Source organism: Nocardioides sp. IC4_145 (genome assembly GCF_011250565.1).
In the GTDB taxonomy this organism is placed as follows: Bacteria; Actinomycetota; Actinomycetes; order Propionibacteriales; family Nocardioidaceae; genus Nocardioides.
Genome location: NZ_JAANMS010000026.1, coordinates 1 through 12,495, shown reverse-complemented (window position 1 = coordinate 12,495; position 12,495 = coordinate 1). Strand labels below are relative to the sequence as shown.

12 protein-coding genes are annotated in these 12,495 nt (G+C 74.4%); 4 read left to right on the top strand and 8 right to left on the bottom strand.

Annotation, left to right across the window (positions count from 1 at the left end):
- Positions 1–24 precede the first annotated feature (24 nt).
- Positions 25–1,155 carry a lytic murein transglycosylase gene (locus tag G6553_RS12080; protein WP_347565680.1) on the top strand — a complete coding sequence of 377 codons (1,131 nt, stop codon included), beginning with the start codon at positions 25–27 and terminating at the stop codon, positions 1,153–1,155.
- 77 nt (positions 1,156–1,232) lie between these two features.
- Here the strand turns inward: G6553_RS12080 and G6553_RS12075 are convergent, their stop codons facing one another.
- The 8 genes from G6553_RS12075 to G6553_RS12040 form a co-directional block, all read right to left on the bottom strand.
- Entirely contained in the window at positions 1,233–1,478 is a 246-nt protein-coding gene (locus tag G6553_RS12075) for a hypothetical protein (protein ID WP_166192933.1), read from the bottom strand.
- A gap of 271 nt (positions 1,479–1,749) precedes the next feature.
- On the bottom strand, positions 1,750–2,760 hold the full coding sequence (hemB, locus tag G6553_RS12070; RefSeq protein WP_347565679.1) for a porphobilinogen synthase: 1,011 nt from the start codon (positions 2,758–2,760) through the stop codon (positions 1,750–1,752).
- Positions 2,757–4,409, bottom strand: a complete 1,653-nt coding sequence (locus G6553_RS12065) for a uroporphyrinogen-III synthase (RefSeq protein ID WP_166192930.1) — start codon at positions 4,407–4,409, stop codon at positions 2,757–2,759. The genes hemB and G6553_RS12065 overlap by 4 nt, the downstream gene beginning before the upstream one ends.
- Positions 4,406–5,398 carry a hydroxymethylbilane synthase gene (gene hemC, locus G6553_RS12060; protein ID WP_166192927.1) on the bottom strand — a complete coding sequence of 331 codons (993 nt, stop codon included), beginning with the start codon at positions 5,396–5,398 and terminating at the stop codon, positions 4,406–4,408. Before hemC ends, G6553_RS12065 begins: the two co-directional genes overlap by 4 nt.
- Positions 5,395–6,726, bottom strand: coding sequence for a glutamyl-tRNA reductase (locus G6553_RS12055; RefSeq protein ID WP_166192924.1), 1,332 nt, complete (start codon positions 6,724–6,726; stop codon positions 5,395–5,397). Before G6553_RS12055 ends, hemC begins: the two co-directional genes overlap by 4 nt.
- A complete protein-coding gene (locus G6553_RS12050; RefSeq protein ID WP_347565678.1) occupies positions 6,723–7,388 on the bottom strand; it encodes a redox-sensing transcriptional repressor Rex in 666 nt (221 codons plus the stop codon). The genes G6553_RS12055 and G6553_RS12050 overlap by 4 nt, the downstream gene beginning before the upstream one ends.
- 182 nt (positions 7,389–7,570) lie before the next feature.
- Positions 7,571–7,840 carry a glutaredoxin family protein gene (locus G6553_RS12045; RefSeq protein WP_166192921.1) on the bottom strand — a complete coding sequence of 90 codons (270 nt, stop codon included), beginning with the start codon at positions 7,838–7,840 and terminating at the stop codon, positions 7,571–7,573.
- Positions 7,841–7,850: 10 nt separating this feature from the next.
- Positions 7,851–9,455, bottom strand: coding sequence for an AMP-binding protein (locus tag G6553_RS12040; RefSeq protein ID WP_166192918.1), 1,605 nt, complete (start codon positions 9,453–9,455; stop codon positions 7,851–7,853).
- A 51-nt stretch (positions 9,456–9,506) separates the two neighbouring features.
- On the opposite strand from G6553_RS12040, the gene G6553_RS12035 reads away from it, so the two are divergent.
- The 3 genes from G6553_RS12035 to G6553_RS12025 all read left to right on the top strand — a co-directional run.
- A complete protein-coding gene (locus G6553_RS12035) occupies positions 9,507–10,391 on the top strand; it encodes an HAD-IB family hydrolase (RefSeq protein ID WP_347565677.1) in 885 nt (294 codons plus the stop codon).
- A 114-nt stretch (positions 10,392–10,505) separates the two neighbouring features.
- The gene (locus G6553_RS12030; RefSeq protein WP_166192915.1) at positions 10,506–11,294 is read left to right on the top strand and encodes a sigma-70 family RNA polymerase sigma factor; all 789 of its coding nucleotides are present in this window, start codon (positions 10,506–10,508) and stop codon (positions 11,292–11,294) included.
- Positions 11,295–11,435: 141 nt separating this feature from the next.
- On the top strand, positions 11,436–12,495 hold a 1,060-nt coding region (locus G6553_RS12025; RefSeq protein ID WP_242680359.1), incomplete at its 3' end, for a DUF5667 domain-containing protein.

Genomic DNA, 12,495 nt, shown 5'->3' with positions numbered 1-12,495 from the left:
GCGTGGACCGCGAGCCTGGCGGGCGTGGGAGCCCCCGTCACGGTGTCCGCGGAGACCCCGGTGGCCGAGTCGCTGCCGGACGGCACCTCGGTGCCGACCGAGGCCATCCAGGCGCCGGCGAGCGTCTCGTCCGGGTCGACCGGCTCGGTCGCGCCCGGCGTCGAGGGCGACACCACCGAGGTGGTCCGCACCGCGTCGACCAACGCGATCCCGTCCGCCGCCCTCGCGGCGTACCAGCGGGCCGAGACGGTCATCAACTCCGCCGACAAGAGCTGCAACCTCACCTGGCAGCTGGTCGCGGCGATCGGCCGCGTCGAGTCCGACCACGGTCGCTACGGCGGGAACTCCCTCGACGACGAGGGCGTGGCCCGTCCCGGCATCTACGGCATCGCGCTGAACGGCAAGAACAACACCCAGGCCATCCGCGACACCGACGCCGGGCAGTTCGACAACGACCCCGTGTGGGACCGCGCGGTCGGCCCGATGCAGTTCATCCCCTCGACCTGGTCGGTCGTCGGCGTCGACGCCGACGGCGACTCGCAGCGCAACCCGCAGGACATCGACGACGCGGCGCTGGCCAGTGCGGTCTACCTCTGCTCCGGCAGCGACGACCTGTCCACCACCAGCGGCCAGCGCGCCGCGGTCTACCGCTACAACCACTCCAACAGCTACGTCTCGCTCGTGCTCGGCATCATGGACGCCTACCTCGAGGGCGACTTCATGTCGATCCCGAACGGCACCGTGGCGGCCGGCGTCATCGCCCCCTCCCCCACGCCGGTCGACGTCGGCCCGGGCCCCGGCGAGGGTCCGCGCTCCGACGGCGGCGGCCAGACGGTCATCGCGCCGCAGGACGGGCCGACCACCGCCCCGCAGCCCACCACCGCACCGCAGCCGACCCAAGGCCCGGCCACCGGTGGCGACGACGGCGGCAGCGGGGACGACGGCAAGAACGACGGCCCGAAGGGCGGCCTCGGCATCCCCGGCCTCCCGACCCCGTCGCTCCCGGCGCTGCCCTCCACCGGCATCGACCCGGTCGACGGCATCCTGAGCTTCGCCCAGGCCGTGGTCCAGTGCACGCTCGACGGCTACATCGACAACATCTTCAAGAAGGACGACCCCTTCGACCAGTGCGTCAAGGGCTACACGAACCCGTAGCCCCACGCCGTCCCGATCTCGGGGGCCCCATCCGTACGCCGGGTGGGGCCCTCGTCCTGTCCCCCCGGGCCGACAGGTCAGCCGAAGACGTACAACGCCGCCGTGGCCACCACGACGGCGACGACAGCCAGCACGACCGCGGCTGCACCCAGGGTGCGGGAGCGCTCGACACCTCGCGCGACCAGCCCGAGCGGCAGCGCGACGGCCGCGGCGATGTAGGCGTACAGGCTGAAGAAGTACGTCCACGACAACGCGACGGCCAGCAGCGCCAGGCCGAGCGCCAGGCCGCCGAGCGGTCGCATGTCCGGTCCCGCGCTGCTCACGTCCGCACCGTAGCCGTCCAGGACCAGCCCGCCAGCCGCGGGCCTTCCCCCACCCGAGCGTGCTCCGGCCTGGGGCGCCGACGATCGTCCAGATTGCTCCGAGAGGCCCGCCCGCGGACCCGGCCAGGCGCTGACACCGCGCAGCTGCGCGGAAGTGTCTGTCTCACCGCGGCGGTCGTGTGCTCGAGAACGTGCCGTCGCGCGTCGCCAGACACACGACCCCGGTCACCAGCTCTTGGCTCACCTGCCTCCGGACGAGCGGAGGCGAGGGTCAGGCGCGGAGGAGCCGGGCGGCCTCGGCGGCCCAGTAGGTGAGGACGACGTCGGCGCCGGCGCGGCGGATCGACATCAGCGACTCGAGGATGGCCGGCTCGCGGTCGATCCACCCCTGGGCGGCGGCGGCCTCGAGCATGGCGTACTCGCCGGAGACGTTGTAGGCGGCCACGGGGACGTCGACGGCGTCGCGGACGCGGCGGAGGACGTCGAGGTACGCCAGGGCGGGCTTCACCATGACCAGGTCGGCGCCCTGCTCGACGTCGAGCAGCGCCTCGCGGACGCCCTCGACGGCGTTGGCCGGGTCCTGCTGGTAGGTGCGGCGGTCCCCGACGAGCGAGGAGTCGACGGCCTCGCGGAACGGGCCGAAGAAGGCGGAGGCGTACTTCGCGGAGTAGGCCAGCACCGAGACGTCGGTGTGCTCGGCGGCGTCGAGGGCGGCGCGGACGACGGCGACCTGGCCGTCCATCATCCCGCTGGGCCCGACCATGTCGACGCCGGCGTCGGCCTGCGCGAGCGCCATCTCGGCGTACCGCTCGAGCGTCCGGTCGTTGTCGACGCGCCCGTCGGGGGTGAGCAGGCCGCAGTGCCCGTGGTCGGTGAACTCGTCGAGGCACAGGTCGCTCATCACCGTGAGCGCGTCGCCGACCTCGGCGACCACGTCGGTGATCGCGAGGTTCAGCACGCCGGCGGGGTCGACCGCGCCGGAGCCGGTGGCGTCCTTGGCCTCCGGGATGCCGAAGAGCATGACGCCGCCGAGACCTAGCTCGGCCGCCTCGGCGACCGCGCCCAGCAGCGAGGAGCGGGAGTGCTGCACGACGCCGGGCATCGAGGAGATCGGCACGGGGGCGTCGATCCCCTCGCGCACGAAGAGCGGCAGCACGAGCTGCCGCGCCTCGAGCGAGGTCTCCGCGACCATCCGCCGCAGCGCCGGCGTGGTGCGCAGGCGCCGCGGGCGGACGACGGGACGCAGACCCCTGGCCAGGCCCTCGGCCGCCGCCTCGGTCACCGCGAGGAGGCCTTGGTACGCCGTGCGGAGGGCTTGCGCTCGGACGGCCGGGTGACCGGCTGGCCGGCCTCGAGCATCGCCGCGCGGCGGGACGCGCCGAAGTCGGCGAGCGCGTCGACGAGCACCTCGACGTCCGGCTTGGGCGCCATCACGTCGACCCGCAGGCCGTGCTCCTCCGCGGTCTTGGCGGTCTGCGGACCGATGACCGCGATGACCGTCGAGGGGTGCGGCTTGCCGGCGATGCCGACGAGGTTGCGCACGGTCGAGGAGGAGGTGAAGACGACCGCGTCGAACTTGCCGGTCTTGATCGCGTCGCGCACCGGCGCCGGCGGCGGGGTGGCGCGGACGGTGCGGTACGCCGTGACGTCGTCGCACTCCCAGCCGAGGTCGATCAGGCCGGCGACGAGGTTCTCCGTGGCGATGTCGGCGCGGGGCAGGAAGACCCGGTTGATCGGGTCGAGCACCTCGTCGTACTCCGGCCACACCTCGAGCAGGCCGGCGGCGGACTGCTCACCGGTCGGCACCAGGTCGGCGCGCAGGCCCCAGGCAGCGATGGCCTGGGCGGTCTTGTCGCCGACCGCGGCGATCTTCAGGCCGGAGAAGGCGCGGGCGTCGAGGCCGTACTCCTCGAACTTCTCGCGCACCGCCTTGACCGCGTTGACCGAGGTGAAGGCGATCCACTCGTACCGGCCCTCGACGAGGCCGCGGACGGCCTTGTCCATCTGCAGCGGGTTGCGCGGCGGCTCGACCGAGATCGTCGGCACCTCCTCGGGCACCGCGCCGTAGCCGCGGGCCCGGGCCGACAGCACGCCGGCCTGGTCCTTGGTGCGCGGCACGAGCACGCGCCAGCCGAAGAGCGGCTTGGTCTCGAACCACGACAGCGTCTCGCGCAGGTCGACGACCTCGCCGACGACGATGATCGCCGGCGGGGCCATCCGGGCGGCGCGGGCGTCGGCGGCGATGTCGGCGAGCGTCGAGCAGACCGTCGACTGACCGGTGGTGGTGCCGACACGGGTCATCGCGACCGGCGTCTGCGGGCTGCGGCCGGCGGCGACGAGCGCCTTGGAGATCTCGCCGATCTGGCCGACGGCGGAGAGCAGCACGAGCGTGCGGTCGTCGGCGTACTGCGACCAGTCGACCTTTTCCCCACAGGTGACGACGGCGACCTCGCGGTGGTCCTTGGTGGTCAGCGGGATGCCGGCGTACGCCGGGACCGCGCTGACCGAGGAGACGCCCGGGACGATCTCGAAGCCGATGCACGCCTTGGCGCAGGCCTGCGCCTCCTCGGGCCCGGAGGCGTAGAGGAACGGGTCGCCGGTCATCAGGCGCACGACGCGCAGGCCGCGCTTGGCCTGCTTGACGACGACCTTCGCGCGAGCGGCGTGGGTCAGCGGCTGGCCGTCCTCGCCGAAGCCGCCGTCGACGACCTCGGGGCCGACCGGCTCCTCGCCCTCGACCGGCTCGGCCAGGCCCAGCACGGTGCGGACGAGCGTGACGTGCTCGGGCGCCTCGGTGACGACGACGTCGGCCGTGCGGAGCAGCTCCGCGGCGCGGACGGTCAGCAGGTCCGGGTCACCGGGCCCGCTCCCGACGAACGACACCCAGCCGGGCGTGGTGGTGGCGGTGGTGGTCTTGCCTCGGGTCGTCATGCGTTGCGCACCTGTTCTGGCTCGAAGTGTGGCTGGTCCTGCTGGTCCTGCGTGTCCTGGTCGAGGTCCCCGGCGCCGTCGGCGAGCATCTCGCCGCCCAGCCGGGTGCCGACGCCGACCGCGTCGGCGGGGGTGCCGGAGACGGACATCCGCACCGACAGCGCCCCGTCGGGGGAGAGCGCCACGGCCCTCACCCACAGCTCTTCGCCGTCCTCGCCCTCGACGACCTCGGCGAGCGCGCCGATGGGGGCGGTGCAGCCGCCCTCGAGGGTGGCGAGCACGGCCCGCTCGGCGTCGACGGCCGCACGGGTGGCGGGGTCCTCGAGCACGCCGAGCCCGGCCAGCAACGGGTCGTCGCTGCGGCACTCGACAGCGAGGGCGCCCTGCCCGGGAGCGGGCAGCACCTGGAGCGGGTCGAGCACCTCGGTCGCCTCCTCGAGCCGTCCGATCCGGGCCAGGCCCGCCCGGGCGAGGATGACGGCGTCGTACTCCCCCGACCGGACCTTGGCGATGCGGGTGTCGACGTTGCCACGCACCCCCACCAGGTCCAAACCGAGACCGAGCGCGGCCAGCTGGGCGACGCGGCGCGGCGAGCCGGTGCCGACGCGCGAGCCGACCGGCAGCTCCCCGAGGGTCAGCCCGTCGCGGGCGACGACGACGTCGCGGGGGTCCTCGCGGACCGGCACGGCGGCCAGCGTGATGCCGGGCGCGGGGTAGGTCGGGATGTCCTTGAGCGAGTGCACCGCGACGTCCACCTCGCCGGCGACCAGCGCGTCGCGCAGCGCGGCGACGAAGACGCCGACCCCGCCGTACTCCGCCAGCGGGATGCCCGAGGCCTGGGTGCGGTCGCCGTCGGTGCGGACCTCGACCAGCTCGACCTCACGGCCGAGGCGCTCGCGGATCATGTCGGCGACGTGGCCGCTCTGCGTGGTCGCTAGCAGCGAGGCGCGGGTGCCGACGCGGATGGGGCGGGACGACCCGGCGCTCATGACAGTCCCTCCGGCCGGGTGACGGCGGTGACCGCCTCGGGGTCGAGGGCGAAGAGCTCGGCGAGGGCGGCGGCGTACGACACCGCGCCGGTCTCGTTCGCGAGCTCCTTGACCCGCACGGTCGGCTCGTGGAGCAGCTTGTCCGCGACCCGCCGCACCGCGTGGAGCACCTCGGTGCGGACGGCGGGGTCGAGGTCGGGCAGCCGGTGGTCGAGGCGGGTCATCTCGGCGTCGACCACGGAGGTCGCCATCGAGCGCAGCGCGACCACCGTGGGGGTGACGCTGGCGCTGCGGCGGGCGGCGAGGAACGCGCCGACCTCCTCGGTGACGATCCGGCGGACCTCGAGCACCTCGCGGCCGGCCTCGGAGGCGTGCAGCGCCTCGGCCAGGGAGGCGAGGTCGACGAGCGTGACGCCCGGCAGGTCGGCGACGGCGGGGTCGACGTCGTGGGGCAGCGCCAGGTCGACGAAGGAGATCGGCTTCTGCACCGGCCGCGAGGCCACCATGTCGGCGGTCACGAGGACGCCGGTCGCGCCGGCGCAGGTGACCACCAGGTCGGCGTGGGCGAGCTCGGCCTCCAGGTCGGCCAGCAGCGCCGGTCGCGCGCCGTGCTCGCCGGCCAGCCGTTGAGCGCGCTCGGCGGAGCGGTTGACGACCACGATGTCCTCGGCGCCCAGGCGGGCCACGGTCGCGGTGGCCAGGCCGGCCATCGCACCGGCACCGACGACCACGACCCGCTTGCCGCCGACCGAGCTGCGCAGGTCGGCGGTCGGGTCGAGCTCGTCGTCCGGCGCGGTCGGGTCGCCGCCGACCCGCTCGAGCGCGGCGGTCACCAGTGACGGGGCCGCCCGGTCGATGCCGGTCTCGGCGCGCGAGCGCTTGCCGACGCGGAGCGCCTGCTGGAAGAGCACGTTGAGGGCGGGGCCGACCGTGCCGAGCTCCTGGCCCATCCGCAGCGCCTCGCGGGTCTGGCCGAGGATCTGGCCCTCGCCGACGGCCATCGAGTCCAGCCCGGCCGCCACCTGGAAGAGGTGGGAGACGGCGCCGTCGTCGTAGTGCACGTAAAGGTGCGGGAGCATCGCGCCGGTCGTCTCGCCCGCGCGGTCGACCAGCAGGGTCGAGAGCTCCTCGACCGAGCCGTGGAAGCGGTCGACGTCGGCGTACAGCTCGAGCCGGTTGCAGGTGGCGATCACCGTGGCCTCGTTGACGTGCGCGCAGGTCGAGGCGTCGTGGACGAGCTTGGGCACCTCGTCGCGCGTCATGGCGAGCCGTTCGAGCAGCGCGACCGGCGCGGTGTTGTGCGAGATGCCGACGACCAAGACGCTCATGCGAGCTCCCCCTGGGCCTTGCGCTGCTCGTGGTAGGCGAGGACCTGCAGCTCGACGGAGAGGTCGACCTTGCGCACGTCGACCCCGGCCGGCACCGAGAGGACGCCGGCCGCGAAGTTCAGGATGCTGGTGATGCCGCACGCCACCATCCGGTCGGCGACCGCCTGTGCGGCGACCGCCGGCGTGGCGATGACGCCGATCGCGACGCCGTGCTCGGCGACGATCGACTCGAGGTCGTCGAAGGGCTGCACCTCGATCCCCGCCACCATCTCGCCGTGGCGGGCGGGGTCGGCGTCGAGCAGCGCGACCGTGCGGAAGCCGCGGCTGCGGAAGCCGGAGTAGTTGGCGAGCGCGTGGCCCAGGTTGCCGATGCCGACGATGACGACCGGCCAGTCCTGGGTCACGCCGATCTCGCGCGCGATCTGGTAGCGCAGGTAGTCGACGTCGTACCCGACACCGCGCGTGCCGTAGGAGCCCAGGTAGGAGAGGTCCTTGCGGAGCTTGGCGCTGTTGACGCCGGCCGCCGCCGCGAGCGCCTCGCTCGAGCAGGTGCCCGTCCCGGCCTCGGAGAGCGTCGTCAACGCCCGGAGGTAGACGGGGAGTCGCGCGACCGTGGCCTCGGGGATGTCCCGAGCACTCTCGGTCGAAGTCCGTGCGGTCACGTGCAGCTCTTCCCAGCCATGCCGCAGCGGGGGCCGTGCCGGGCCCGGATTCGCTCAGCGGCCCTGCCACTGTAGGAGTTTGTGAACGGGAGAACAAAACGGACAGCGCCCGTTCCGGCCCGCGGCCTAGCACATGTGAGAAGCCCAACACGCGGCGGGGTGCGCGCCTTCTCAGGCCCTCCTCAGGAAGCGCCGAGAGCGGCCCGCAGCCGCGCCTCGTCGACCCGCCAGAAGGTGTGCTGCCGCCCGTCGACGAGCACCACCGGGATCTCCTCGGCGTACCGCTCCCGCAGCGCCGGGTCGTCGAGGATCGACTGCTCGACCCAGTCGACGCCGAGGTCGGCGCAGACCCGCTCGACCACCGTCCGGGCGTCGTCGCACAGGTGGCAGCCGGGCTTGCCGTAGAGCGTGACCCGCGGTCCGTCCGCCCCCGCTCGTCGCCACAGCCTCATCGCGCCGGCCTCACTCGAGCAGGTCCAGCGCCCGGCGCCGCTCGAGCTGGCGCAGCCGGCCCTTCTGGACCTTGCCGGTGACGGTGAGCGGCAGCTCGGTGACGACCTCGACCCGCGCCGGACGCTTGTACGCCGCCAGGCGGGTCTCGCAGCACTCGACCACGGCCGTCTCGACCGCCGCGGCGTCCGCGCCCGGCTCCGCGACGACGTACGCGACGACCGCCTCGCCGGTGACCTCGTCGGGAACGCCGATGACCGCGGCCTCGAGCACCCCCGCGGCGCCCTTGAGCACGTCCTCCACCTCGACGGGGAACACGTTGAACCCGGAGACGATGACCAGCTCCTTGACCCGGTCGACGAGCGTGAGGTCCCCGGCGTCGTCGAGGATGCCGACGTCGCCGGTGCTCCACCAGCCGTCGGCGTCGGGGCCGTCGGCGCCGTCGGGCCAGTAGCCGCTGAACAGGTTCGCGCCCCGGACCTGGATCTCACCGGGGTCGCCCCCCGGCGCGAGCACGCGCCCGGTCGCGTCGACCAGCCGCACGTCGATGCCGGGCAGCGGAGCGCCGACGGAGCCGCGGGCGGCGGTGCCGGTCGAGCCCACCCCGGTCGAGCCCACCCCGGTCGAGCACAGCGTGCTGGTGACCACCGGCGCGGCCTCGGTCAGCCCGTAGCCCTGGTGGACCGGCACCCCGGTCAGCCCGGTGAACTCCTCGACCAGCTCGGGGGCGAGCGGCGCGGAGCCCGAGAGCACCAGCCGCACCGGACCCAGCCGCTCGGCGAGCCCGTCGACCCCGCGCCAGTGGGCGAAGACCGGCGGGGCGACCGGGACCACGCTGCATGCCTCGTCCTCGACCAGGTCGAGGGTCCCCTCGGGGTCGAACCGCTCGACGAGCACCAGCTTGGCGCGGTGGCGCAGCACGGCGCCGAGCACCGCGTTGAGCCCGTAGACGTGGAACAGCGGGAGCACGCCGAGCACGACGTCGTCGCCGTGGATCATCGGGGGCTCGACCGAGGCGACCTGGTCGATGTTGGCGAGCAGCGCCCGGTGCGTGAGCATCGCGGCGCGCGGCAGGCCGGAGGTGCCGCTGGTGTAGAGGAGGACGGCGAGCTTGTCGGGGTCCTGCAGCGGTGGCACCGGCCGCGCCCGGTCGGCGCGCAGGTCGTCGTAGGACCGCTCCCCCGGCTGGGGCGCGCCGCCGACGACCACGACGCGGACGTTCGTCGCCGCGGTCCCCGCGGCCACCGCGTCGGCGACGGCCGCCCGGACCGCACCCACCGTGTCGGGGTCGGCCACCACCATCCGCGCACCGCAGTCGGCCAGCACGCGGGCCAGCTCCGCGGGCGTCGAGGAGGGGTTGAGCGGCACGGCGACCGCCTGCGCGCGCAGCACCGCGAGGTACGTCGTCACGAACTCCAGCCGGTTGCCGACGACGAGCAGCACCCGGTTGCCGGCGACGATCCCGGCCGCCCCGAGACCGGTGGCGACCCGGCCCACCTCGTCGTCGAGCTCCGCCCACGTCGCGCTGCGACCACCGGCCTCGACGACCGCGAGCTTGCCGGGGTTCTCCGTCGCCGCGACGGCGACGAGGTCGGCCAGGTCGGACGCGGCGGGCATGGCCGGATACTTCCACAACCGGGCCCCGTCCGCGGGTCTACGCTGGCCGGCGTGAGCCCGCCGGAGCGCCCCCGCACCCCGCTCGACCTGCGCCAGCGGTCCGCGCTCGCCGGCGAGGCCGCCGCCTCGGCCGCCGAGGTCGAGCGGGCCCTGCACCAGCCCGCCGACGCCACCGCCGCGGCGTTCTTCGACGTCGACAACACCGTCATGCAGGGCGCGAGCATCTTCCACCTCGCGCGCGGCCTCCACCGGCGCAAGTTCTTCACCAGCCGCGAGATCCTCGGGGCGGCCTGGAAGCAGGCCTACTTCCGCGTCGTCGGCGTCGAGGACCCCGACCACGTCGCCGACGCGCGCAACTCCGCCCTCAGCTTCATCGCCGGGCACACCGTCGCGGAGCTGCAGGAGCTCGGCGAGGAGATCTTCGAGGAGGCGATGGCGCACCGGATCTGGCCGGGCACCCGCGCGCTGGCTCAGCTCCACCTCGACGAGGGCCAGCGGGTCTGGCTGGTCACCGCGGCCCCGATCGAGATCGCCTCGATCATCGCCCGCCGGCTCGGGCTCACCGGCGCGATGGGCACCGTGGCCGAGCACGTCGACGGCGTCTACACCGGCCGCCTGGTCGGCGACATGCTGCACGGACCGGCCAAGGCCGAGGCGGTCAAGGCCCTCGCCGCCCGCGAGGGGCTCGACCTCACCCGCTGCTCGGCGTACTCCGACTCCTACAACGACCTGCCGATGCTCGAGCTCGTCGGCGACCCCTGCGCGATCAACCCCGACGCGCGGCTGCGGGCCCACGCGCGGCAGCAGGGCTGGCGCACCCGCGACTACCGCACCGGCCGCAAGGCCGCCCGAGCCGGCCTCCTCCTGGGCGCGGTGACCGGCGCGGCGACCGGCACCGTCGCCGCCGGGGTGGCGCTCCGCGCCCGCCGCCGCTGAGAAGTAGAAGTCCGGTCTGGACCTCTTCTGGACGGTTTCGTTCCCACGGGGCCGCGACCGGGCCTACCATCGAGGCGGCTCGGGAGGAGCCGTGGGCCGGGAGGGGTTGTCGTCATGCCGTCGGACGGTGCTGGTGTCGCGCGCGGGCTCGAGGCCCTCCGCCGCGACGTCGCGCGCCTCCTGCTCGGCGGCACGGCCCTGCAGGTCGCCGGCGGCGGCCCCCAGCTGCTGCTCACCGAGGCGCTGCGCACCGAGGCCATGGCCGACGACAGCGCCGCACCCGGCCCCGGGCCCGGCGGTCCGGCGTACGGCGACGGCGCGCTGGCCACCTCCTCGGAGGAGTCCGAGGCCGACCGCACCCGGCTGATCGCCCTGGTCGAGCTGGCGCGCGGCGGCGACGCCGAGGCGTTCGGGCTGCTCTACGACCACTACCAGGGCTCGGTCTACCGCTTCCTCTTCTACCGGACCCGCTCCGCGCCGCTGGCCGAGGACCTCACCTCCGAGACGTTCTTCCGCGCGCTGCGGTCGATGCAGAACTTCCGCTGGCAGGGCAAGGACTTCGGCGCCTGGCTGATGACCATCGCCCGCAACCTCGCCACCGACCACTTCAAGGCCGGCCGCACCCGCCTCGAGATGACCACCGAGGACATGGGTCAGCACGACGACGCCACCGAGGGCCCCGAGGCCGCGGTGCTGGCGAGCCTGACCAACGAGATCCTGCTCCAGGCCCTCACCGAGCTGCCCGACGAGCAGCGCGACTGCCTGGTCATGCGCTTCCTGCAGGGGATGAGCATCGCCGAGACGGCCGCGGTGCTGGGCCGCAGCGACGGCGCCGTCAAGCAGCTCCAGCTGCGCGGCGTCCGCAACCTCGCCAAGCTGATGCCGGAGGGACTCCGTGGCTGACACCGGTGCCCCCCTCCGCACGCGTGCACGCCGTGACGCTCGCCGCCTCACGAGCCGCGTAACCTCGCTCGTCGACCCGTCGTTGAGCCGGGTGTCCGCGCAGGGTCGCGCGGGCACGACCGAGACGACAGGACTGATCCGATGAGCCCCGTGTTCACGGCGCGCCGACGTGCCGAGGAGTTCAACGCCCTCGTCGAGGGCACCTCGACCCGCGAGCTGCACGACACGCGGACCGTCGAGCTCGCGGAGCTCGTGGGCACGCTGCGCTCCGCCGCGCCCGTGGAGGCGCGCCCGGCGTTCGTCGCCGACCTGCGGGAGCGGCTGATGGCCGAGGCCGCCACCGCGCTGGTCCCGTCCGCGGCCGGCACCCGCGACGAGGCCGGCGACGACACCGAGCGCCGCCTGACGCTGGCGCCGCGGCGTACGACGCGGGACCGGCGGATCGCCGCCGCGGTCGGCGGCTTCGCGATCGTCGGTGCCACCACGTCGATGGCGGTCGCGGCCCAGACCGCCCTGCCGGGCGACACGCTGTACCCGCTCAAGCGCGCGATCGAGAACGCCCAGACCGGCTTCAGCGTCAGCGACAACCAGAAGGGCTCGAACCTGCTGGCCAACGCGCAGGGTCGCCTGGCGGAGGTCGAGGAGCTCAGCCAGTCCGAGGCCGCGCGCGACGCCGCCACCGCCGAGACGATCGCCGGCACGCTCGCGGAGTTCAGCGAGCAGGCCGGCGCGGCGTCCGAGCTCCTCATCAGCGACTACGAGGAGAACGGTCACGCCGCCGCGATCGCGGAGCTGCGCGACTTCACCGGCTCGAGCATGGACGCGCTCGCCGGCCTCGAGAGCGTGCTGCCCGAGGGCGCACGCGCGGCGCTGATCCAGGCCGCCCAGCTGCTGACCCGGATCGACGCCGAGGCGGCCGCGTTGTGCACCGTCTGCGGCGGCGAGGGCATCTCGATCATCCCGCCGTTCGCGGTCAAGGCCGTCGAGGACGTCCTCGGCGGGCTCGTCGGCGCGCTCACCACCCCGGCCAGCACCCAGGCCGCGTCCGAGGACCGCCGGGGCGACTCCGGCCGGGGCCAGGGCAAGGACCGCGGCGGCCAGGGCAAGGCCGGCCCCGGGGGTGGCCAGGCCGTCCCCACCGACACCCCGACCCTCCCGCCGGTGCTGGGCGGCGGCCAGCACCGGCGGGAGGGTCGGGGTG

Excerpts from the sequence above, each read along its gene's own strand:
- G6553_RS12065 (WP_166192930.1), bottom strand. The coding sequence starts at position 4,409 with ATGACGACCCGAGGCAAGACCACCACCGCCACCACCACGCCCGGCTGG.
- hemC (WP_166192927.1), bottom strand. The coding sequence starts at position 5,398 with ATGAGCGCCGGGTCGTCCCGCCCCATCCGCGTCGGCACCCGCGCCTCG.
- G6553_RS12055 (WP_166192924.1), bottom strand. The coding sequence starts at position 6,726 with ATGAGCGTCTTGGTCGTCGGCATCTCGCACAACACCGCGCCGGTCGCG.
- G6553_RS12045 (WP_166192921.1), bottom strand. The coding sequence starts at position 7,840 with ATGAGGCTGTGGCGACGAGCGGGGGCGGACGGACCGCGGGTCACGCTC.
- G6553_RS12040 (WP_166192918.1), bottom strand. The coding sequence starts at position 9,455 with ATGCCCGCCGCGTCCGACCTGGCCGACCTCGTCGCCGTCGCGGCGACG.
- G6553_RS12030 (WP_166192915.1), top strand. The coding sequence starts at position 10,506 with ATGCCGTCGGACGGTGCTGGTGTCGCGCGCGGGCTCGAGGCCCTCCGC.